The following is a 21,852-nucleotide window of genomic DNA, read 5'->3' as shown; positions in this document are numbered from 1 at the left end:
ACGTGCGACCACTAACCAACAGCCTCTCAACCCTCCTCTGGCACGGAGGCCACAAATGAGCAACAAGCCCATCTCCACCACCTCCGAATGGACGTTCGAACTGCTGCAGGAATACGACGACGCCATTGCCGCCATCGCCGACAGCTATCGGTTAAGCACCTACCCCAACCAAATTGAAGTGATCAACTCCGAACAAATGCTGGATGCCTACGCGTCTTCTGGCATGCCCATCAATTATCATCACTGGTCGTTCGGCAAGCACTTTATAAGCATGGAGAACAGCTATAAGCGCGGCCATATGGGGCTGGCTTACGAAATCGTAATCAACTCCGACCCTTGCATCGCCTATTTGATGGAAGAAAACTCCATGTGCATGCAAGCGCTGGTGATCGCCCACGCCAGTTACGGCCACAATTCATTTTTTAAAAATAACTATTTATTTAAGACCTGGACTGACGCCAGCTCGATCATTGACTACCTGCTGTTTGCGCGAAACTTTATCGCTCAATGCGAAGAACGCCACGGTGTGGACGAAGTGGAATCTCTGCTGGACGCCTGCCACGCCCTGATGAACTACGGTGTCGACCGCTACAAGCGGCCCTACCCGTTGTCTATTCAGGAGGAGCAAACACGGCAGCAGGAACGAGAAGCCCACCTGCAACAGCAGGTCAACGAATTGTGGAAAACCATTCCTGTTAAAGAAGCGGAAGAAACTACCCGGGCACACCCGGTTTTTCCATCAGAACCTCAAGAAAATTTGTTGTACTTTATTGAGAAAAGCGCGCCTTTATTGGAGCCCTGGCAACGGGAGGTGGTGCGCATTGTGCGCAAAGTGGCCCAATACCTGTACCCGCAACGGCAAACCAAAGTGATGAACGAAGGTTGGGCCTGCTTCTGGCATTTCACCATCGTCAACGACCTGTACAAACAAGGGCTGGTGGACGACGGCTTTATGGTGGAGTTTTTACAGCACCACACCAACGTCATCTACCAGCCGGAATACGACTCTCCCTACTACAGCGGCATCAACCCCTACACGCTGGGTTTTGCGATGATGCAGGATATTCGCCGTATCTGCGAAAATCCCACCGAAGAAGACCGCGAATGGTTTCCGGATATTGCTGATAGCGACTGGCTTACCACCCTGCACTTTGCCATGGAGAACTTTAAGGACGACAGTTTTATTTTGCAGTTCTTGTCACCCAAAGTGATCCGTGATTTAAAACTGTTCACCATTGTCGACGACGACCAGCAAGATCATCTGGAAGTAGGCGCCATTCACGACGAGCAAGGTTACAAACAAGTTCGCCAGGATTTAGCCGCCAGTTACAACCTGGGCAATATAGAACCCAATATCCAGATCAGCGAAGTAGATGTGCGTGGCGACCGCTCCTTAACTCTGCAACACTGCCAGTACAACAACCGTCCATTAGGTGACACCACCGAGCCGGTGATGCGTTACCTGCATCAACTGTGGAAGTTTGATATCAAGCTGGAATCCATCACCGATGACGAAGTGGTACAAATCTTTCACTATCCGCCCCGCCGTGAGGAAAAATCTGGCGAAGAATAACCGCAACGGCACTCTTTCCGCTTTTTTGTCAAAAAAATGCCAAAAAACATTCACATTTCAGGAAAACCCAATACACTAGCGCTATAACAATAAAAACAGGGTGTAAATACCCTCAAAGGCTGGGAGACCACGGTTTGAAACCCACCGATACCAAAGACCCGGAATATTTCCATCGGGTCGTCGATTGCCAATACGCCTGCCCGGCGCATACGCCAGTTCCTGAATATATTCGCCTGATTGCCCGCGGTCGCTACAGCGATGCCTATATGCTCAACTGGGAATCCAACGTGTTTCCCGGTGTGCTGGGGCGCACCTGCGACCGCCCCTGCGAACCCGCCTGCCGCCGTGGCCGGGTGGAAGAGCAACCAGTGGCCATCTGCCGTCTGAAACGGGTGGCGGCGGATTTTAAAGACGACATCAAAGACCGGCTGCCAGACATCACCCCTGCCAACGGCAAAAAAATTGCCCTGATTGGTGCTGGCCCGGCCTCATTGACTGTGGCGCGCGATCTGGCACCACTGGGCTACCGCATCGATATTTACGATCAGCAAAAGCTGGGCGGTGGCTTTATGCGCAGCCAGATTCCCTCGTTCCGACTACCGGAAGAAGTACTAAACGAAGAGGTGAATTACATTCTCGATATGGGCATTGCCACCCACTTCGATACCTATATCAGCAGCCTGAAATCCATTCTCGATAAAAATTATGACGCAGTGTTTGTAGGCTCCGGCGCACCCCGCGGACGCGACTTGGCAAAACTGCCCGGCCGGCAGGAAGCAGACGCCAATATTCATATCGGCATTGAATGGCTGGCTAACGTGGCCTTTGAGCACACTGCCAAAATTGGCAAAAACGTATTGGTTCTGGGCGGAGGCAACACCGCTATGGACTGCTGCCGCACCGCTCGCCGTCTAGGCGGCAGCGATGTAAAAGTTGTAGTGCGCAGCCCCGCCAGCGAAATGAAAGCCTCCCCCTGGGAAATTGAAGACGCCCAGCACGAAGATATCCCCTTTTACGATTGCCACGTGCCTTTAGAGTTTGTTACCGAAAATGGCAAATTGGTGGGCATGCACTTTGACAAGGTAGCGGCTGAATACGACGATGATGGCCGCCGCCAACTGAAATCCACCGGCGAACCGCCGGTGTTTTTCCCCTGCGACGACGTACTGCTGGCCATTGGTCAGGAGAATGCCTTTCCCTGGGTTGAACGGGATATCGGCATCGACTTTGGCAAATGGGATATGCCAGTGGTGGACGAAGTTACTTTCCAATCCAGCAACCCAAAAGTCTTTTTCGGTGGCGACGCCGCCTTTGGCCCCGCCAATATCATTACCGCCGTGGCCCATGGCCACCAGGCCGCAGTCTCCATCGACCTGTTCTGCAACGGCCAATCGGTGACGCAACGCCCGACTCCTGGCACCAATCTGGTCAGCCAGAAAATGGGCGTCCACGAATGGGTGTACGACAACCAGATTGAAAACAGCGAACGTCAAATCGTTCCCCTGGCAGACAAAGCCTGCGCCCTGCGGGATCGCAAACTGGAAGTGGAACTGGGCTTTAACCTGCAAACCGCGCTGGAAGAAGCAGAGCGCTGCCTGAACTGCGACGTGCAAACCGTATTTACCGAAAGCGCCTGCATCGAATGCGACGCCTGCGCCGACATCTGCCCCACCAGCTGCATCAACTTCACCGCCAACGGCGACGAAAACGACCTGCGCAGCCGCCTGAACGCACCGGCCACCAACCTGGAACAGGACTTAATGGTGTCCGATTTGCTAAAAACCGAACGGGTGATGGTGAAAGACGAAAACGTCTGCCTGCACTGTGGGTTATGCGCTGAACGCTGCCCTACCGGAGCGTGGGATATGCAGAAGTTTGATTACTCCGTTACCCAAGCTGGGCAGAATGAAATTGGCAGCTAACTCAGAAAATGTCATCGCGAGCGCAGCGCGGCGATCCAGTGCCTTTCAAGCCGCTGGATTGCCGCGTCGCTTCGCTCCTCGCAATGACGAAGTAGCCGCCTTTAGCGTGCGACGTCAGACGTGCGACGTGCGACCACTCTCAAACAACCACCGAAGTCTCCACCCATGAGCAAACACCAAATAACCTCAACAAACGACTTCGTTATCCGCTTTGCCAACGTTAACGGCACCGGCTCAGCCAGCGCCAATGGCCTGTTTGCCAAAGCGCTGTTTCGCATGGGCCTTCCCATCAGCCCAAAAAATATTTTCCCATCCAACATCCAGGGACTGCCCACCTGGTACGAAGTACGGGTTTCGGAAAAAGGCTATCTGGGCCGTCGTGGTGGTGTAGATATCTCTGTGGCTATGAACCCACAAAGCCTGAAGCAGGATATCGACTGCCTGCAAGCGGGCGGCTATTTGATGTACGACAGTACCAAGCCATTGGATATACGAGTGCAGCGGGACGATGTTCACTACCTGGGCATTCCTCTCACGGAGATGTGCCAACGGGAATACGACGATCCCCGCAAGCGTCAGCTGTTTAAAAACGTGATTTATGTGGGCGCCTTGGCAGCACTGCTGGATATGGATTTCAGTGTACTCACCGGGCTAGTGGCAGATACGTTTAAGGGAAAGGAAAAGCTGGTGCTACCCAACATTCACGCTTTGGAAATGGGTTACCAGTACGCTCAGGAGCACTTTCAGTGCCCCTTGGGTATCCGTGTGGAACGGCGCGATCTGACCACCGAAAAAATCATGATGAGCGGCAACGACGCTCTCGGCCTGGGTGCCGTATATGGCGGCGCCACCGTGGTGGGCTGGTACCCCATCACCCCATCCACCTCGGCGGTGGAGGCCTTTGAAAAGTACGCCAACAAATTCCGCATCTGTGAGCAAACCGGCTGTAAAAAATTCGCCCTGATTCAAGCGGAAGATGAGCTGGCCGCCATCGGCATTGTGCTTGGCGCCAGCTGGAACGGAGCCCGTTCCTTTACCGCCACTTCCGGCCCCGGCGTATCGCTGATGTCGGAATTTCTCGGCCTGGCGTATTTTGCCGAAGTACCAACGGTATTGTTCGATATACAACGTACCGGTCCTTCCACCGGCATGCCCACCCGCACCCAGCAGTCGGATATTCTTGCTGCCGCCTACGCTTCCCATGGCGACACCAAACACGTGTTGCTATTCCCGGCCACGCCCAAAGAATGCTTTGAAATGAGCGCCCTGAGCTTTGACCTGGCGGATCGCTTACAAACACCCATTATTCTGCTCAGCGATCTGGATTTGGGAATGAATGATGTAATGTCGGATCCTCTGGAGTGGGACGACAGTCGTCAGTACGACCGCGGTAAGGTTCTCAGCCGAAAGGATTTGGAGCGCATGGATACACCTTTTGGTCGCTACCGGGATGTGGACGACGATGGCATTTGCTATCGCACCTATCCGGGCAGCCACCCACAAAAAGGCGCGTATTTTACCCGTGGCAGCTCCCACAACCGGGACGCTGCCTATACAGAAAAATCCGAAGACTATGTGGACAGCATGGAGCGCCTGCTGAAAAAGTGGCACACCGCCAAGTCTCTGGTGCCAGCACCACAACGCTATGACAACCCTGATGCCAACAAGAGCACCGACCTTGGTATGCTGTTTTTTGGCACCACCACCGACGCGGCCCTGGAAGCCCAGAATATCCTGGCGGAGGAAGGCATTCATATAAACGCCTTGCGGGTTCGCGCCTTCCCATTTAACGACCAGGTAGAAGCCTTTCTCTCCGAACACCAACAGATATTTGTGATCGAGCAAAATCGGGACGGCCAGCTACGCACACTGCTAATGAACGAATGTTCAGCGGATCCATCCCGCTTGATCCCTTTAACGCTTTACGATGGCATGCCGGTGTGCGCTCAAGATATCAGACGGGAAATTCGCAAAACGCTTAAGGTAAATAATGTGATGCCTCTGCGCGCCCAAACCAGAGGAGACAGCTAGTGACCTATCACCGCCCCAGTTTCCGCCACCCGGATTTGCCCACCAATGAGCTGGGCCATACCCGCCAATATTACGAGGGAGCGCTATCCACCTTGTGTGCCGGTTGCGGCCACGACTCGGTGAGCGCCGCCATTGTACAAGCCTGCTTTGAGCTTGCCATTGAGCCCCATCATGTGGCCAAACTGTCCGGCATCGGCTGCTCCTCAAAAACCCCAGCATACTTTCTCAACCAGGCCCACGGTTTTAACTCGGTACACGGTCGTATGCCATCGGTGGCCACCGGCGCCAACGCCGCCAATCGGCAAATGGCCTATATCGGGATTTCCGGCGACGGCGACAGTGCCTCCATCGGCTTTGGCCAATTTTCCCATGTGGTACGTCGCAACCTGAATATGCTGTATCTGGTGGAAAACAACGGCTGCTACGGCCTCACCAAAGGCCAGGATTCCGCTACTGCGGATGTGGGCTCCGCCGGCAAACGGGGCATTGCCACCGCCTTTGAGCCCATTGACCTCTGCGCCCAGGCATTGCAGCTGGGTGCCACCTTTGTGGCGCGCAGTTTTTCCGGCGACAAACAACAATTGGTGCCGCTGCTGAAAGCAGCCATTACTCACAAGGGCTTTGCCTTTATCGATGTAATCTCTCCTTGCGTCACCTTTAACAACACCACCACATCCACCAAAAGCTACGACCATATGCGTGAGCATGTCCGGCAGGCGGATGTGGTCGACTTTGTACCCGCCGAAAAAGAAATCACTGTGGACTACGCCCCTGGCACTACAAAAGAACTGACACTGCACGACGGCTCGGTGATTCATCTCACCAAGGCCCAAAGCGACCTGGATACCTCCGACCCCCACGCGGCACTCAACGCCATCCACGACCACAAGGTGCGCGGCGAAGTGCTTACCGGACTGCTTTACCTTGATACCGAACTGCACGATTTCCACCGAGTGATCAACACCATGCCGACGCCTTTGCGGGATTTGCAGGAAAAAGACCTATGTCCTGGCGGTGATGTACTGCAAGGTATCAATAGTGGTTTGCGGTAACGCACATACACACTATTCTGCCCGTAGCCCGAAACCCGCCGCTTCTTTACAATCCCCCCATGGAAATCTATCTGGTGGGCGGCGCAGTACGCGATTCATTACTCAACTATCCCGTTGTTGAACGGGACTGGGTCGTAGTAGGCGCCACTCCGCAACAGATGAAAAACCAAGGCTACAAAGCCGTGGGCGCGGACTTCCCGGTATTCCTGCACCCGCAAACCGGCGAAGAATATGCGCTGGCTCGTACCGAACGCAAAACTGCCCCCGGCTATAAAGGCTTTCAATTCCACGCCGCAGAGGATGTCACTCTGGAGCAGGATTTGCTGCGCCGCGATTTGACCATTAACGCTATTGCCCAAGATGAGCAGGGAAATCTGTTCGATCCCTATAACGGCCGCGCCGACCTGGATGCGCGTATTCTGCGCCATGTGTCCCCAGCTTTTGCGGAAGACCCGCTGCGGGTCCTGCGGGTAGCCCGCTTTGCCGCCCGCTACCACCACCTGGGATTTACCATCGCACCGGAAACACTGGCGTTGATGTCACAACTGGCCGCCAGCGGTGAGCTGGATGCATTAACCCCGGAGCGGGTGTGGAAAGAAACCGAGCGCGCGCTCGGTGAGCGATCACCCCAACTTTTTATCGATGTATTGCGCCAATGCGGCGCTCTTAAAATTCTGTTCCCGGAAGTGGATGCACTCTTTGGCGTCCCTCAGCGGGCAGATTACCACCCAGAAGTGGATTCCGGCATACACACGATCATGTCACTGCAACAATCTGCCCTGCTCAGCGACGACACTGCCGTGCGCTTTGCAGTACTGGTACATGACTTGGGCAAAGCCATCACCCCCAGCGATATTCTCCCCCGCCATATCGGTCATGAAGAGCGTGGCGTGCCGCTGGTAAAAGCGCTATCCGAGCGCCTGAAGGTGCCCAACCGCTTTCGCGTGCTGGCGGAAAAAGTGACCCGCTACCACCTGTTGTGCCACAAAGCGCAAACCCTGCGTCCGGCAACTGTTTTAAAGGTATTAAAAGGGCTAGATGTCTTCCGCCAACCGGATCAGCTAGAACCATTTTTGTTAGCCTGCACTGCAGACGCTCGCGGTCGCACCGGTTTTGAAAACTGCGAATACCCATCTGCCAATTGGCTGCGAAGCATTTATCAAGAACTGAAAACTGTAAGTGCTAAAGAATTTGTAGAGCAAGGAAAAAAGGGGGCTGAGATTGCTGAGGCGATGGATAAGAAGCGCTTGGAAATTATCTCTGAGTTTAAGAAAACATTTTGTAGCAACTGACTAAAAAACGTCATTGCGAGGAGCCGCAGGCGACGCGGCAATCTCCTGATATCAGAGCACCTGTCTGGAGATCGCCACGCTGCGCTCGCGATGACGGTTAGTTTATTTCAACCGGCCACAACTTCTGTGGCCGATTATATTCTTGCCATAGTTCTTTATAAGTTTTTTCAACTTCAGGATGCGTTAATTCCGGAGCCAAGTCGGACATTGGCTTTAACACATAAGCGTTGCTCAGAATCTCCGGCCTCGGCAACACTATTCCGCCAACCGTTCCCACCACATCACCATAAAGCAAAATATCCACATCAAGGCTGTGGCAAGGGTCATCAGTATTGCGACAACGACCCTGCTGCTGTTCCAACTGTCGCAGTGAATCATGAAGTTCAGCGAGCGGCTGTTCGGTCTGCATCGCCACAACCAAATTGTAAAAACGCTCACACTCCACACCCACCGGTTCCGATTCGTACACAGGGGAAGTCTGCAAGCTGTCGTAACGATGCTCAAGCCATTGCAAGGCCGCGCGAATATTGTGACTGCGGTTTTGATTGCTGCCAATGCCCAGGTAAGCAGTAACCACTACGATTTACTGCCCCGCTCAATCAGCACACCCACATCACGAGCACCAGCCACGGCACCGGGTTTGCCCAAGCGCAGTTTTACCCTAGGCACAGAAAATTCATTGAGAATAATCTGGCAGATTTGCTCTGCCATGGTTTCCAGAAGTTGAAATTCACTGGCAGAAACAAACTCGATAAGGCGGTCGGAGACTGCCTTGTAATTGAGGGTGTATTGAATGTCGTCGCTGGTCGCCGCTTGGGCGATATCCCAGGCCATTTCCAGATCGAGCACCACGGTCTGGCGCACTTGGCGTTCCCAGTCGTAAATACCAATAACGGTATCGATACGTAGATCGCTGATGTAGACAATATCCATTGCTAACCCCCAATAGCACCCAGCTCATCCAGCGGCCAGCGCGGCCGTGGGTTCACCGAAAGCCCCTCATTTTGCCCCGCCAACAGCCGCTGGCAACCAGCATAAGCAATCATGGCACCGTTGTCGGTGCAAAATTCATGGCGTGCGTAAAAGACCTTGCCACCCACTTTGGCCAGTGACTGTTCCAGTTTTTCCCGCAGGCGGGTATTGGCAGACACACCACCGGCAATCACCAGGGTTTTATGGCCAGTTTGTTCCAGAGCACGACGACACTTAATGGATAAGGTATCCACTACGGCCTCCTGAAACGCGCAGGCAATATCTGCCATGGTTTGATCATCCGGCAACACATCATCGCCACGGTGCTCAGCAACAGTATTTAGAGTGTAAGTTTTCAGGCCGGAAAAACTGAAATCGAGGCCAGGACGATCGGTCATGGGACGAGGGAAGCGGAAACGAGTTGGGTCGCCCTGCTCTGCCAGGTGAGCAATATGAGGGCCGCCGGGATAATCCAGATCGAGCATTTTGGCAGCTTTATCAAAAGCTTCACCAGCGGCATCATCCAGAGATTCACCCAACAGGGTGTACTCACCAATACCTGCTACATCCACCAACTGGGTGTGGCCACCGGAAACCAGCAAGGCCACAAACGGAAATGCTGGGGATTTTTCTTCCAACATGGGTGCCAGCAAATGACCTTCCATATGGTGCACCCCAACTGCGGGTATTCCCCAAGCGTAAGCCAGTGAACGTCCCACACAGGCACCCACCATTAACGCCCCCACCAAGCCGGGGCCGGATGTGTAGGCAATGCCATCTATTTCCTCACGCTGGCAGCCCGCCTCATCCAACACCTGGCGGATCAACGGCAACAGCTTGCGCACATGGTCGCGGGAAGCCAGTTCCGGCACCACACCACCGTACTCAGAGTGCACCGCAATCTGACTGTAAAGCGCATGGCCCAACAGACCGCGCTCGCTGTGGTACAGCGCCACACCGGTTTCGTCGCAAGAGGTTTCGATACCCAGTACTAGCATTTATATAAAGCCAATCAATCGAAAGGGGTTGGGATGATACGATGAAGGCAGCCTTTGAGCCACTTTTCCCAGACCGTTGGCCGCAGGGATAGCGGCCACCGAGCGTACAGGGATGTCATTTACAGCGTGCCTGGGAAAAGTGGCTCACAGGCTGCTGACTGTGGCGCACAAATCACGAAAAACACCCTTTGCATTCCCCATTCGACCTGTATAGAATACGCGCCCTCAAAGGCCTGAGCCGGGTTTTCGGTGTTGAATTTGGCCGTACCCTAATAGACAAACGATACAACAGGATTTTTACATGCCAGCTGTTCGCGTAAAAGAAAACGAACCTTTTGACGTTGCCCTGCGCCGCTTCAAGCGCTCCTGCGAGAAAGCAGGAATCCTGGCGGAAGTACGCCGTCGCGAGTTCTTCGAAAAGCCCACTTGGGCTCGCAAGCGCAAAGCCGCTGCCGCTGTTAAGCGTCACGCCAAAAAAGTACAGCGCGAGTCTCGCAAGTTCGTACGTATGTACTAATGCCGTACCGGGGTTAATCGCCCTGACGGTAGCTGTACAAGCACTACGAAAGTTGTATCTAAAGCGCCGATGGAAACATCGGCGCTTTTTGCGTTTCCAATTTTTTGTTTATAAGAACGGCCACGAGCAACTGGCTTCGAGGGACGAGCAGATCGGCGCTAGACAGCAATAACGTGCCGGTAGCTGCGTATAGATGTAAACTCCCCCTCCTGAGCTTATCAACCGGAGCAAGTCATGAGCGACACCCTGAAAGACCAGATAAAGAGCGCCATGAAAGACGCCATGCGTAGTAAAGCAAAAGATCGCCTGGGGGTTATTCGCCTTATTCAGGCAGAAATCAAGCGCATTGAGGTGGACGAACGCATTGAGCTGGACGACACCCGCACCCTGGCAATACTGGATAAGATGAATAAGCAGCGCCGTGATTCCCTGGCACAGTTCCTGTCTGCAGACCGCCCGGATCTTGCTGCCCAGGAACGCTATGAAATTGACATCATCAGCGAATTCCTGCCCGCATCCCTCAGCGATGACGAAATCGACCAAATTGTCACTGAAAGCATTGCCCAAACCGGCGCCAGCGGCATGGCGGATATGGGCAAGGTAATGAGCATGGTGAAGCCCAAGGTACAGGGCCGTGCAGATATGGGTGCGGTGAGCAAGCTTGTTAAGGACAAGCTGGCGTGAGACGAGAGATAGGAGACGAGAGACGCAGGCGCTACGTAACAACCTCGTCTCACTTCTCACATCTCACATCTCCCGCCTGACGGAGTCAGGCCTAAATGCCCGGAAAAATCCCCCAACATTTTCTCGACGACCTGCTGGATCGCGTGGACATAGTCGACGTGATCAACAGCCGGGTGCAGCTGAAAAAAACCGGCAAAAACTACAGCGCCTGCTGCCCGTTCCACGACGAGAAAACTCCCTCTTTTACCGTCAGCCCCGACAAACAGTTCTACTACTGCTTCGGCTGCCAGGCCAGCGGCAATGCCGTGGGTTTTTTAATGGATTTCGATCGCTTCAGTTTCCCGGAAGCGGTGGAACAGCTGGCCAACTACATGGGCATGGAAGTGCCCAGAGAAGAAACCACCCCATTTGAAGACGAACGCGCCAAACACAAAAAGCGCCTGTACGACACGCTCGATAAAGCCGACCGTTTTTATCGCCAACAATTGCGCAGCCACCGCGCCGCTCGCAACGCTGTCGACTACCTGAAATCCCGCGGCCTGAGCGGCAAAATCAGCGCGGCTTTTGGCATCGGTTTCGCCCCGCCGGGATGGGACAACCTGCTACTGGAACTGGGAGAAGACGCGGCGTCACTGCGCCTGCAAGTGGATACCGGCCTGCTGATCGAAAAACCGGAACAAAACAAACGCTACGACCGCTTCCGCAACCGCATTATGTTCCCCATCCGCGATACCCGCGGCCGCACCATCGCCTTTGGTGGCCGGGTGCTGGGGGACGACAAACCCAAATACCTGAACTCCCCGGAGACCCCGGTATTCCACAAAGGCCGCGAACTTTATGGCCTTTACGAAGCCACCCAAAACCCCGGCGAACTGAAAAACGTGGTTGTGGTGGAAGGTTATATGGACGTGGTGGCCCTGGCTCAATTCGGCATCGACAACGCTGTGGCCACCCTGGGTACCGCCATCACCGGGCCGCACCTGGAAAAACTGTTTCGCTACACACCGGAAGTGGTGTTCTGCTTCGACGGCGACCGCGCCGGTCGCCAGGCCGCCCATCGCGCCCTGGAAAACAGTCTGCCGATGATGGAAGACGGCCGCTCCGCGCGCTTTTTGTTTTTGCCGGAAGGTCACGACCCGGACAGCATGGTGCGTGAAAAGGGTGCAGAGCGTTTTCGCGACCTCTTGTCCGGCGCCCAGCCTCTGTCGCAATTCCTGTTTGCCACCGCTGGCGAAGGTATCGATACCGACACCCCGGATGGTAAGGCACGACTGGCCAAGAACGCCGCCCCATACCTGAACAACATCCCAGCGAATATCTTTCGGGAGTTAATGGTTGGAGAACTGGCAAACCTCACCGGAATGAATGCCGACAAACTGGATCAGCTGATTCGCACCAGCGAACCTCTGCCAGAAGCGGAGCCAGCACCCAAAGACACCACCGCTGCTGACATTCCGCACATGGATATGGGCCATCTTGAGGAGCCACCTCCCTGGGATCATCACGACCATTACGAGCCAGAAAGTCCACCGCAAGCCACCGTAGCACCCACCCTGAACCGCAGCGGCAAAATTCAGCTCACTGCCGAACGCACCGCCATCGCCATACTGCTCAACCACACTCAGCTGGCACAGCAGGTCGGAGATACAACCGCACTGGAGCAATCCGAAAACCCGGAAACACAACTGTTGGCAGGCTTGATTCACTACCTGCAAAAAAACAGCGACGCCTCGTCTCACCAGATACTCGGCCACTGGCTGGGCATGCACCGGGATGGCCAGGGAACACTGCTGGCAGAGATCGCCGCCTGTGATGCCATCTACCCGCCTCAACACAGCGCACGCGACAACGCTGCCGAATTCCAGGACGCTCTCAACCTGACCCAAAGGCGCGCCATGGAAGCCCTGCCGCTGGAACAACGGGTGGCGTTTTTGGTCAATAAAAGCGCTCCCGATGAGCACGACATCAAAGCCGCCCTGCGACTGCTTCCGGAAGCCCTGCGCAGCGATCTGGATAACGAGATAAAACAGCAGCTAAATCAGCTAATTAGGCAGAAAAAGTAGCCCGCACAGAACGCTTCTGTGAGTGTTGTAACAAAAGCCACCAAAAGCCTTTAAATCGCGCGACAAGACCCCACATATTCAGTATAATCCCCCGCTATTTTTCGCCACCCTCAAACCCCTTCGGGCAGACACCTTCGGGATTCGGTGGTTCATTACGGAACGAATACGAGCAGAAATGACTGACGCCAGCCAACAACAATCGCGCATTAAAGAGTTGATCGCAAAAGGCCGTGAACAGGGCTACCTGACCTACGCCGAGGTCAACGACCACCTGCCGCAAGACATCTCTGATCCCGACCAGGTCGAAGACATCATCCAGATGATCAACGACATGGGCATCAACGTATTCGAGACCGCCCCGGATGCAGACCAGCTGTTGATGTCCAGTGGTGACAACACCACCGACGAAATCGCCGCCGCCGAAGCCGCCGCTGCCCTGGCCGCGGTAGAAACCGAGCAACACCGCACCACCGACCCGGTGCGCATGTACATGCGCGAAATGGGCTCTGTTGAACTGCTGACTCGCGAAGGCGAAATCGAAATCGCCAAGCGCATCGAAGACGGCACCCGCGACACCATGGCCGCCCTGGCGGAATGGCCCGGCGTGGTGGAAGGCCTGCTGTCGGAATACGATCTGATCGCCAAAGAAGAACGCAAGCTGGTAGACATTATCAGCGGCTACCTGGACCCGGTTGAACACGTACCCTCTGCCCTCAGCAAAGCGCAACAAAAAGCCGAGTCCGGCGACGACGATGACGACGAAGAAGAAAACACTGGCCTGGATCCGGAAGAAGCCAAAGAGCGCTTCGAGGCCATGCGCAAGCAGCACACCAAGACCAAGCGCTCACTGAGCCGCAACGGTCGCGACTCCGCCGCGGCACAAAAGGCACTGAAAGAACTGGCAGAAGTGTTCAAGTTCTTCAAGCTCACCCCGCGCCAGATGGACCCCATGCTGGAGAACACCCGCAACGCACTGAACGACGTGCGCCGCGAAGAACGCACCATCATGACCCTGTGCATCCGCCACGGCAAAATGCCCCGGGGCGAATTTATCAACACCTTCCCCGGCAACGAAACCAACAGCAAGTGGCTGGCCAGCGTACTCAAGGGCAAGCCAGACTACGCTGCGACCCTGAAAGCCATGGAAGCGGATATTCTGCGCAGCCAGCAAAAAATGGCGCAGATTGAAGAAATCCAGCAGCTCACCATCGGTACCATTAAAGACATCAACCGCCGGGTGTCCATCGGCCAGGCAAAAATGCGCCGCGCCAAGAAAGAAATGGTGGAAGCCAACCTGCGTCTGGTGATCTCTATTGCCAAAAAATACACCAATCGTGGTTTGCAATTCCTCGACCTGATCCAGGAAGGCAACATCGGCCTGATGAAAGCGGTGGACAAATTCGAATACCGTCGCGGCTACAAATTCTCCACCTACGCCACCTGGTGGATTCGCCAGGCGATTACCCGCTCCATCGCCGACCAGGCGCGCACTATCCGCATTCCCGTGCACATGATTGAGACCATCAACAAACTCAATCGTATCTCTCGCCAAATGCTCCAGGAAATGGGCCGCGAAGCGACTCCGGAAGAGTTGAGCGAACGCATGGAAATGCCGGAAGACAAAGTGCGCAAGGTGCTGAAAATCGCCAAGGAACCCATCTCTATGGAAACCCCCATTGGCGATGATGAAGACTCCCATCTGGGCGACTTTATCGAAGACACTAACATCCACTCGCCAGTGGACAGCGCCACCAAAGAGAGCCTCAACGAGTCCACCAAGGACGTACTCAACGGCCTCACCGCCCGCGAAGCGAAAGTGCTACGCATGCGTTTTGGTATCGATATGAACACCGACCATACTCTGGAAGAAGTGGGCAAGCAGTTCGACGTTACCCGTGAGCGCATCCGTCAGATCGAAGCCAAAGCGTTGCGCAAACTGCGCCACCCCAGCCGCTCCGAACACCTGCGCAGCTTTTTGGACGAATAACCAGCAACTCGTCATTGCGAGCCGCAAAGTGGCGCGGCAATCTCCATCAAGTCGCGCCAAACCTTACACAAAAGAAAACAAAAAGGCTGTTGAAAGCCTCAACAGCCTGACTATAATCCTTTCCCCCAAAGGGCCTTTAGCTCAGTTGGTTAGAGCATCCGACTCATAATCGGCAGGTCCGCGGTTCAAGTCCGCGAAGGCCCACCATCTTTGTTTTATCACCTCCCCAATTGCCGCACAGCCCTTATAGGCTCTGCGATTGGGGCAGCTCTAAACCCTTCAGTTTTGCAGTACGGCAACTTACCGGCAAAAGTGAGTTTCAAGGCTATTCTTCTATCTGCTATATCTCCTGAGCGCCAGAGAATAAGTGGGTTTGCGAGGTGTTCGTAAGCGGTTCTAAAAGTTTCGTCGAAGTCAGGCAAGCGGCTACCACATTTTGATATTTTCTCTTCTTAAACAGCCTTGCTCTGCTCCAGTTCATTGATGTTTTTTTCGTATCTATCAGCCAATATCTCGTTTCTGTTTTCACAATACGATCCATAAGCCTCAGTATCTTCTTGTCCGCGTCTCCGATTTCTCTCTTGAGCGCCTCCATCTCTTGGCTGACCTTTTCCCCCTTACTATCCCATAGAGCGCGAAATGCCTTTAAGGCAATGCCAATTCCGGCTACATCACAGGAAAACTTGCGGGCCTCACCTGTCACGCTGCCTTCAAAACCCAGTGTATCGGCAATGGTATCGGCCAAGGCCGGATCAGTGAAAACACTTGCCAGCACCGAGAGAATCAGGCATTTAAAAAAGTCGTTTTTGCTAGGATTGGTTTAATTTAATAAACCACCTACCCCACAAACCGCCAAGTTATTGATTTTTAAGGAATTGGAGTTTTCAACTATGTCATGGAAAAGTCGCCCAAAAAAACGACCGTTTTTGTCTACCATTAACACACTGAAATTATTAGAACTTTTTATATTTTTTGGAGGGTAAAAGCGTGCGCTACGGCTATGTCAGAACCTCAACCACAGATCGCCAGATTAACGAGCTGGAGGGGTGCTGTGACAAGGTTTATATCGAAGACGGCGTTTCAGCGCGGAAGAAAAACCGCCCTGTTTTTCAAGAAGTCTATGCCAAGTTAAAAGCTGGCGATGCGTTTGTAGTCATATCCTATGATCGTGCTTTCCGCTCGACAGTAGAGGGGCTAAATTCTCTCGATGATTTGACAGAGCGGGGTGTAAAGCTGGAATCCCTTTCGCAGCGCTTTGACCCGACAACACCGGACGGACGATTTTTCTACACCATGATTATTGCTGCCGGTGAGTGGGAAATTGGCATTCTCTCTCGCCGCACAATCGACGGTCTGCAAGCAGCCATCAAGCGCGGGGCAAAACTAGGCAGACCGAAAAAGCAACGGAAGCCAAAATTACCTAAGGAGCAGGAGGCAAAAAGCCATGAACCACAGGCAAAAACAGCGGCATTATTGTGAGTCCATGAAAAACTATGCAACCATGATCGACAAAGCCGCAGATTCAAGGGAATGCCCGGAGCGCCTTATTAAAAGAGAAAATTTGCCGACTTTCAACCAAGCTTTGTTCAATTACATTGAGTAGTTTTTGGATAAATAGCTCATAAAAATGTAGTAAGTTCTAAGACTACAGAAAATCAAGATAACTGCGAATTTACTGCAAGTAATATCACACATCCGAAAAAAATCGCGCATAACAGCTGCCAAGTTCCCCGCCATAGATCGTAGTGTACGCCTTTACGACCGAAATTTGCTGAATGCGCAGAAGCAAGTAGAATGATTGGCCAAAGACAAAGCATAGCAAAGAACGTCCCAATTCCCCCTAGAATACATATAGCGACTAGAAAGACCCCATTGGGACGAGAGATGTCTTTTTTAATAGACTCACTCAAAGATGGATTTGCTAATTTAAGCGCGATCCTGAAATAGCTGGACGTTACAATTGTGCCTAAAACAACGTAGTCACCAATCCAAAGTGGTAAAGAAAAAGACAACCATTCTGTCAAAACCAAAAACATTGGTTCTACTATAGAACGATAGGATTCAAGCAGAACATTTATAAAACCTTTCCATTCTAACAATTGTTTGAACAGGTTTTCTGCAAAGCTTGAAAGACTAACAATTCCCGTAAATTTACAAAACCAATCCCACAATCTAGATAGCGGGCTTTTTTCAACGTTTTTCATTAAAAAGCTAATATTGAGTGATTAAAAACATATATTACATACTGACTTTTATCTCACGAGCAGCTATACAAAGAGATGACTACTCCTTCAGTGACTTTAGGGTTTGCAGCAAATAATAAAATCTAAGACATTATTTTTACCCTTCAGGTTTTGAGCGCCTGCAACATATTCACCAGTATTACACATCAACCTTCCGCCATTAACAGCGGAGTCTATAACTCGACAATCAGTTTGATTAAATTGTTTGAGAGAAGACATCTTACCCAAAGCTTCTTCTTTTTCACTTTGAATTAAATTATAGGCCAAACCTTTTTCTTCCAAAATTTCATTGAGAGCTTTTTCCTTAGCTATTCTGAAAGATTCGTAGTTCTTATCATTTTCAATAGCAACGACCCGACCATGTAAAGTTCCTATAAAAAATACACCACTTACAATCGCCAAGAAAAGAGTTACTACAAGACTAATTTCAACTCTATTCATAATAACTTCCTCATTGTAATTTAAATTTAGTATCTTATCTGTTAGTCAATTTCACTAAGAGTTAATGGCAACTTTTATTCAATAACTGTCATCACATCTCATAATTTTTTGATGAAAAACAAATTTATAAGCATACTGTTCAAGTTTTTTTCGACAACTTTCATACTCCATATATCAGCGCAGACCTAGATGTTGGATTAGCTGTGGATGACGAGAAAGTAGAACTTCTAGATGCCCCTTAGGTTCTAAAAAAACGATTGGGCGTTGCCCATTTTTATTTCGCTTGTTGTGTTGCTCAGTCCAGCGGATACCCATTTCTGTGAATGTACCACTAGTAACAATAATCACCTCATCAAAGGGAGGATCCCAAGTTTCCGCATCGTTTACTACACCGCTTATATCATCTTCGTTTAGAGATCGAGTAAGGTAATGTTTTGCCTGAATCATAACTCGGGCACCATTACTTTTTCTGTCGGCTGATATATCTCTCCCCCCGTCTGGGGCTCTAGTTTTTTGAAGCCATTGAACGTTGTCAAATTCATCTTCTCGCTCAAAGTACAATCGAAACATTAGACGTTCGAAGCCTTCATCATCAAAAATTTCCCAGTTGAAAGTTTGGCTTGTTCGTACAGGAGTAATTAAAGAACGCCCAGAAAAACCCCATCCTAGACTTTGAAAGTTTGGCAGTTGAATCTGAACCGTAATTTGTGGTTTTGAGTCAGAGATAATGCCAGAAGCGAAAACACTGCCTCCAGTTTGGTAGCTTGAGTCGCTGCCTGGCTGTTTTATAACCCAAATAAAAGGATAAGGTGCGTAACGATCCGCATGACCTCCAAGATCTCGTTCCATAAGGTCTAACAAAGCATGACAAAGAGGCAGGCAATCTGCACCAATACCAAATGGAACCAGAATTCTCCGATCTGGCTCCGCCCATCGTCCGTTAGGGCCCAAGCCACTATCTTTAGCGCTTTGAACCCATATATTTTCATCAGGTACCGAACGATTCTCATTGAATAACAACCAAGGCATTTGGTCTTTCCAATTGTGCCGGTATCTCATCAACACACCTCCATCCAGAAACTTGCCTATATCCCTAAACCCAGCATCTGGATCGGATTTTCGACAAGTATATTTCCCATACAGCGAATTATCACACCATGGTTCTCTTTTAGAGCCCACAAGCGCTAAGTTTATATTAGGGATGGTATGTAGAAGTGCCTTGTTGCTCCATGCCATTGTCCCTACTGGCTATACGCTTATTGTGCCGCGCTTTACACTGAATGTGAAGATTGTAACGATGGGATCTGAAGCCATATCTTTCAGTGCTCTAGTGCTCAAGACTGAGGCAAGGATAGTTGATGGCTCCTTTCTTGAAGTTGCGCTCATCGATACAAGACATGCTGTATAACCGAGGGCATATTATTAATTACTATAAATGCAACACTTTACATACTAGTTGGCATCCGCAATGATCGCCATAGCTTGTTAAAACCACATATGAACATTCAAAAATAATTAAACGCGCTTGGCTTACTAGACAATATCTGCTGCGAGCTTGCCCAGAGAAAAAATCAATTGGCTAGATTACTGCCCAAATAGCTTTGAGCTTAGGCTCTGTTTTTGACAAAAATTTTTGTGTAGGGAGCATACTTGGTGAGCGCTTTAAGCTGCTCGTTTTTTTCATATTCGAGTCTTTTGTATTTATTGGCCTGTCTAACAAGCTGATCAATGCTACTCATCTGCATAGCATAAAATTCCAATGCCTTATCCCACCAGGAATTTCCGAGTAGAGTAACAATTTCTGAAACGGGGTTATTTTTTGCTAAATAAGCAGCGGCAAGGTGCTCCTGATACGTCAAGTGTCCAAATGAAATATAACCTTCTTCATTCCGAAAAAGTAGTCCCCGTGATATGCAGTCAATGACAATGGAGTGGCTAGGCCCTCTAATTTCTCTATAGTAATCCTTTGATTTGTCAAGGGCCTCGCTATACGGTATTTCCCTTTTCTGCGCTGAGTGCATGTCATACGCCAAGTTTATAAGGAAAAGTTTGTATGCATCTCTTCTCTTCTTGGGCATGGTTCTGATGCCTTTCGCAGAATCCCACTGGCCCAGCAATAACTCCAACCTTCTCGAATACAGCTCTTCTTCTGTCTCGGGTAGCTCAATTTCTGCCCCATAAAGCACACATAAAAGGGCGGCAATCAATGGCGTTTGCGCCACAGCTTGGAGGCGTTTATGTGACGTCACCCACTGGATGAGTTCTTTTTGAGATGATGGTTGCGCATCGAACCACTTGCGTATAAATAATTCCAACTTTTTATTATCGAAGGGTTCTAATGTAAATTTTATTAAACCTTCCCAGTCAATACTTATGGTTTGTCTTGAGGTGATGATAATTGGTAGATCAGGAAATTTATGATGAAGGCTTTTTATAGCATCTATCGCGTCTTTGGCGTGACTTCCTGCCTCATCCAATCCATCGAAATGTAAACGAAACTTTCCGGAGCTGAGCAATTTGGATACGCTTGGCTTCCCGCTTTTATTTTTCCCCTCTACAATATACCCGCCCCTCACTAGCTGATCTGCAACATAATCGATGATTTCTTTCATCGTATGATTGTTTAAATAAAGTAGCGGTATAAATATAGGAGCTTGATGCTGAGTATCATTAGCAGCAATTTGAGTAATGTGCTTAAGAAGTGTAGTTTTACCTGCACCCGCGGGCCCTATAATACACACAGGGGCGCGAGAATAAAGTAGAGACTCTGAGCTTAGTCGAATTGATTTATGCTTGGTAACCGGGATCGAAATTTTCCATAAATTCTTCAAAAATGGTGATTTAACAATATTAAACAGGAATCTATTTATTTCTGAAAGCTCATGAAATCCTTTTTGTATCTCGGATTTTGATGCACTCTGTAGATTGTTAGCATTCAGGGTCTTTTTACATCTATTTGCCGCATCTATTAATTTTGCGAAAACATTCTGCGCAGAAAGCACAGCAAAAAAATCAAAATCATTTATTTCTTTTTCATTCTTAGGCCAAACCAAACTCTTCCTGAGCAGCTCTTTATGGTCTGATTTCAGCTTATCCAAGCTCAAAACGTCGTAACTAAACGAGAAATAAGACTTTGCCAGTTTCTCCAGCAAAGTGACGTTTTTGTCAGTCAACGCGCCAACACAATAGTTCGCATTTAGCGCAATCTCCGAATGCACCAGACTACTCAATATATTCCTGTTATCTGCCAAATATACATCAACATATATATCCTGGATCGTAAGTGATCTTTGGGTCTGAAGTGCTATGTTTGCTTCAGCTAGAGAGTCGCTATTATTAAAGCTATACCGTCGATAAGCGTCTTCTCCGGTTAAAAACTCTGGGAGGTATTCTCGGACAAAGTCTGCTAATTGAATACCATCTACAATGGTCACACCTCTAGACTTTGCGTTCGCCAAGCTACTTTCCAAAGAACTAGCCGCGGAGGTTTCCATTGGGTATGGAGTAATAAATATGAGTTGGTCAGGTTTTCGCCGATCCATTTCATTCGGAAATATGATTGGCTCGTCGATAGCCTGGTGAAGTTGAGCCAATAACCCTCCAAGCGAGTCTTTAGCCGAAATTTTACCCGACAGTTTGGTTTTCTTAATTTGAATGGCGTAGTAAGACGTCGAAAAGCCTTCTTTCCTAATTGCGGTTAAATCTTTACCCCGCTCATTAGAACCTGACCTATCACGCACATCTTTATACTCCATCGCCCGCAGTAGAGGCTCAACAACTTCGTGCTGAAGTTTACCCTCCGAATACGAAACAAGTTCTTGTTGAATAGGATCAGTGGTTTCTGATTTTTTCATAGTTGAACGACTGACACAGATTCATGTGTGGGTTGGCATGCAAGGCTGTCCAGACTATAGGAGTGACTAACGTTGAAAACTGGCCACCTTGAATTTGTACAATCTTCTATTTATCAATCTGATAGAGCTAAAAACTATTCGCCAAACTGGGCATTTTAGGGCACCAATACCTGGATATTTTTCGACGCCAATTGACAGGCAAAGAAACGAGCAACATAAAAAA

18 protein-coding genes and 1 tRNA gene are annotated in these 21,852 nt (G+C 50.6%); 11 read left to right on the top strand and 8 right to left on the bottom strand.

From position 1 onward, the window contains the following. The first annotated feature begins 55 nt into the window (after positions 1 to 55). The 5 genes from QSV34_RS02580 to QSV34_RS02560 all read left to right on the top strand — a co-directional run bounded on the left by QSV34_RS02580 (position 56) and on the right by QSV34_RS02560 (position 7,870). A complete protein-coding gene (locus QSV34_RS02580; protein ID WP_289151735.1) occupies positions 56 to 1,573 on the top strand; it encodes a SpoVR family protein in 1,518 nt (505 codons plus the stop codon). A 134-nt stretch (positions 1,574 to 1,707) separates the two neighbouring features. Beyond that, positions 1,708 to 3,495 (top strand): FAD-dependent oxidoreductase, encoded by a 1,788-nt coding sequence (locus QSV34_RS02575; protein WP_289151734.1) that lies wholly within the window; start codon positions 1,708 to 1,710, stop codon positions 3,493 to 3,495. Between the two features lie 165 nt (positions 3,496 to 3,660). Further along, positions 3,661 to 5,526, top strand: coding sequence for a 2-oxoacid:acceptor oxidoreductase subunit alpha (locus QSV34_RS02570; RefSeq protein WP_289151733.1), 1,866 nt, complete (start codon positions 3,661 to 3,663; stop codon positions 5,524 to 5,526). Continuing rightward, a complete protein-coding gene (locus QSV34_RS02565) occupies positions 5,526 to 6,578 on the top strand; it encodes a 2-oxoacid:ferredoxin oxidoreductase subunit beta (protein ID WP_289151732.1) in 1,053 nt (350 codons plus the stop codon). The genes QSV34_RS02570 and QSV34_RS02565 overlap by 1 nt, the downstream gene beginning before the upstream one ends. Positions 6,579 to 6,637: 59 nt before the next feature. Continuing rightward, positions 6,638 to 7,870 carry a multifunctional CCA addition/repair protein gene (locus QSV34_RS02560; protein ID WP_289151731.1) on the top strand — a complete coding sequence of 411 codons (1,233 nt, stop codon included), beginning with the start codon at positions 6,638 to 6,640 and terminating at the stop codon, positions 7,868 to 7,870. Between the two features lie 97 nt (positions 7,871 to 7,967). Here QSV34_RS02560 and folK read toward each other — a convergent pair whose 3' ends face one another. The 3 genes from folK to tsaD are packed head-to-tail and all read right to left on the bottom strand — an operon-like array spanning position 7,968 to position 9,840. After that, on the bottom strand, positions 7,968 to 8,447 hold the full coding sequence (folK, locus tag QSV34_RS02555) for a 2-amino-4-hydroxy-6-hydroxymethyldihydropteridine diphosphokinase (RefSeq protein ID WP_289151730.1): 480 nt from the start codon (positions 8,445 to 8,447) through the stop codon (positions 7,968 to 7,970). Next, positions 8,447 to 8,803 (bottom strand): dihydroneopterin aldolase, encoded by a 357-nt coding sequence (gene folB, locus QSV34_RS02550; RefSeq protein WP_289151729.1) that lies wholly within the window; start codon positions 8,801 to 8,803, stop codon positions 8,447 to 8,449. The genes folK and folB overlap by 1 nt, the downstream gene beginning before the upstream one ends. A gap of 2 nt (positions 8,804 to 8,805) precedes the next feature. Next, positions 8,806 to 9,840 (bottom strand): tRNA (adenosine(37)-N6)-threonylcarbamoyltransferase complex transferase subunit TsaD, encoded by a 1,035-nt coding sequence (gene tsaD, locus QSV34_RS02545; RefSeq protein WP_289151728.1) that lies wholly within the window; start codon positions 9,838 to 9,840, stop codon positions 8,806 to 8,808. 301 nt (positions 9,841 to 10,141) lie between these two features. Here tsaD and rpsU point away from each other — a divergent pair, with 301 nt between their 5' ends. From rpsU to QSV34_RS02520, 5 genes are all read left to right on the top strand, one after another. Beyond that, complete coding sequence (rpsU, locus tag QSV34_RS02540) at positions 10,142 to 10,357, top strand: 30S ribosomal protein S21 (protein WP_289151727.1); 216 nt, start codon at positions 10,142 to 10,144, stop codon at positions 10,355 to 10,357. 234 nt (positions 10,358 to 10,591) lie between these two features. Beyond that, on the top strand, positions 10,592 to 11,041 hold the full coding sequence (locus QSV34_RS02535) for a GatB/YqeY domain-containing protein (protein WP_289151726.1): 450 nt from the start codon (positions 10,592 to 10,594) through the stop codon (positions 11,039 to 11,041). 95 nt (positions 11,042 to 11,136) lie between these two features. Beyond that, the gene (gene dnaG / locus QSV34_RS02530; RefSeq protein ID WP_289151725.1) at positions 11,137 to 13,104 is read left to right on the top strand and encodes a DNA primase; all 1,968 of its coding nucleotides are present in this window, start codon (positions 11,137 to 11,139) and stop codon (positions 13,102 to 13,104) included. Between the two features lie 175 nt (positions 13,105 to 13,279). Further along, the gene (rpoD, locus tag QSV34_RS02525) at positions 13,280 to 15,091 is read left to right on the top strand and encodes an RNA polymerase sigma factor RpoD (RefSeq protein ID WP_289151724.1); all 1,812 of its coding nucleotides are present in this window, start codon (positions 13,280 to 13,282) and stop codon (positions 15,089 to 15,091) included. A gap of 130 nt (positions 15,092 to 15,221) precedes the next feature. Further along, positions 15,222 to 15,298 (top strand) — tRNA-Ile (locus QSV34_RS02520). Between the two features lie 133 nt (positions 15,299 to 15,431). Here the strand turns inward: QSV34_RS02520 and QSV34_RS02515 are convergent. Then, positions 15,432 to 15,836: a hypothetical protein gene (locus tag QSV34_RS02515; RefSeq protein WP_289151723.1), complete on the bottom strand. Its 405-nt coding sequence runs from the start codon at positions 15,834 to 15,836 to the stop codon at positions 15,432 to 15,434. 242 nt (positions 15,837 to 16,078) lie between these two features. Between QSV34_RS02515 and QSV34_RS02510 the strand changes: the two genes are divergently transcribed. After that, positions 16,079 to 16,570, top strand: a complete 492-nt coding sequence (locus QSV34_RS02510; protein WP_289151721.1) for a recombinase family protein — start codon at positions 16,079 to 16,081, stop codon at positions 16,568 to 16,570. Between the two features lie 176 nt (positions 16,571 to 16,746). Here QSV34_RS02510 and QSV34_RS02505 read toward each other — a convergent pair whose 3' ends face one another. From QSV34_RS02505 to QSV34_RS02490, 4 genes are all read right to left on the bottom strand, one after another. Then, a complete protein-coding gene (locus QSV34_RS02505; RefSeq protein WP_289151720.1) occupies positions 16,747 to 17,295 on the bottom strand; it encodes a hypothetical protein in 549 nt (182 codons plus the stop codon). 96 nt (positions 17,296 to 17,391) lie between these two features. After that, positions 17,392 to 17,775 carry a hypothetical protein gene (locus QSV34_RS02500; protein ID WP_289151719.1) on the bottom strand — a complete coding sequence of 128 codons (384 nt, stop codon included), beginning with the start codon at positions 17,773 to 17,775 and terminating at the stop codon, positions 17,392 to 17,394. 174 nt (positions 17,776 to 17,949) lie between these two features. Further along, on the bottom strand, positions 17,950 to 18,804 hold the full coding sequence (locus QSV34_RS02495; protein WP_289151718.1) for a restriction endonuclease: 855 nt from the start codon (positions 18,802 to 18,804) through the stop codon (positions 17,950 to 17,952). 578 nt (positions 18,805 to 19,382) lie between these two features. Next, positions 19,383 to 21,629: an NACHT domain-containing protein gene (locus tag QSV34_RS02490; protein ID WP_289151716.1), complete on the bottom strand. Its 2,247-nt coding sequence runs from the start codon at positions 21,627 to 21,629 to the stop codon at positions 19,383 to 19,385. Between the last annotated feature and the right edge of the window lie 223 nt (positions 21,630 to 21,852).

This window comes from Porticoccus sp. W117 (assembly GCF_030341905.1).
Taxonomy (GTDB): Bacteria; Pseudomonadota; Gammaproteobacteria; order Pseudomonadales; family Porticoccaceae; genus SCSIO-12696.
This window is presented reverse-complemented; position numbering and strand designations above follow the sequence as displayed.

Excerpts from the sequence above, each read along its gene's own strand:
- QSV34_RS02580 (WP_289151735.1), top strand. The coding sequence starts at position 56 with ATGAGCAACAAGCCCATCTCCACCACCTCCGAATGGACGTTCGAACTG.
- QSV34_RS02570 (WP_289151733.1), top strand. The coding sequence starts at position 3,661 with ATGAGCAAACACCAAATAACCTCAACAAACGACTTCGTTATCCGCTTT.
- QSV34_RS02560 (WP_289151731.1), top strand. The coding sequence starts at position 6,638 with ATGGAAATCTATCTGGTGGGCGGCGCAGTACGCGATTCATTACTCAAC.
- folB (WP_289151729.1), bottom strand. The coding sequence starts at position 8,803 with ATGGATATTGTCTACATCAGCGATCTACGTATCGATACCGTTATTGGT.
- tsaD (WP_289151728.1), bottom strand. The coding sequence starts at position 9,840 with ATGCTAGTACTGGGTATCGAAACCTCTTGCGACGAAACCGGTGTGGCG.
- rpsU (WP_289151727.1), top strand. The coding sequence starts at position 10,142 with ATGCCAGCTGTTCGCGTAAAAGAAAACGAACCTTTTGACGTTGCCCTG.
- QSV34_RS02535 (WP_289151726.1), top strand. The coding sequence starts at position 10,592 with ATGAGCGACACCCTGAAAGACCAGATAAAGAGCGCCATGAAAGACGCC.
- dnaG (WP_289151725.1), top strand. The coding sequence starts at position 11,137 with ATGCCCGGAAAAATCCCCCAACATTTTCTCGACGACCTGCTGGATCGC.
- rpoD (WP_289151724.1), top strand. The coding sequence starts at position 13,280 with ATGACTGACGCCAGCCAACAACAATCGCGCATTAAAGAGTTGATCGCA.
- QSV34_RS02505 (WP_289151720.1), bottom strand. The coding sequence starts at position 17,295 with ATGAAAAACGTTGAAAAAAGCCCGCTATCTAGATTGTGGGATTGGTTT.
- QSV34_RS02500 (WP_289151719.1), bottom strand. The coding sequence starts at position 17,775 with ATGAATAGAGTTGAAATTAGTCTTGTAGTAACTCTTTTCTTGGCGATT.
- QSV34_RS02495 (WP_289151718.1), bottom strand. The coding sequence starts at position 18,804 with ATGCCTTGGTTGTTATTCAATGAGAATCGTTCGGTACCTGATGAAAAT.
- QSV34_RS02490 (WP_289151716.1), bottom strand. The coding sequence starts at position 21,629 with ATGAAAAAATCAGAAACCACTGATCCTATTCAACAAGAACTTGTTTCG.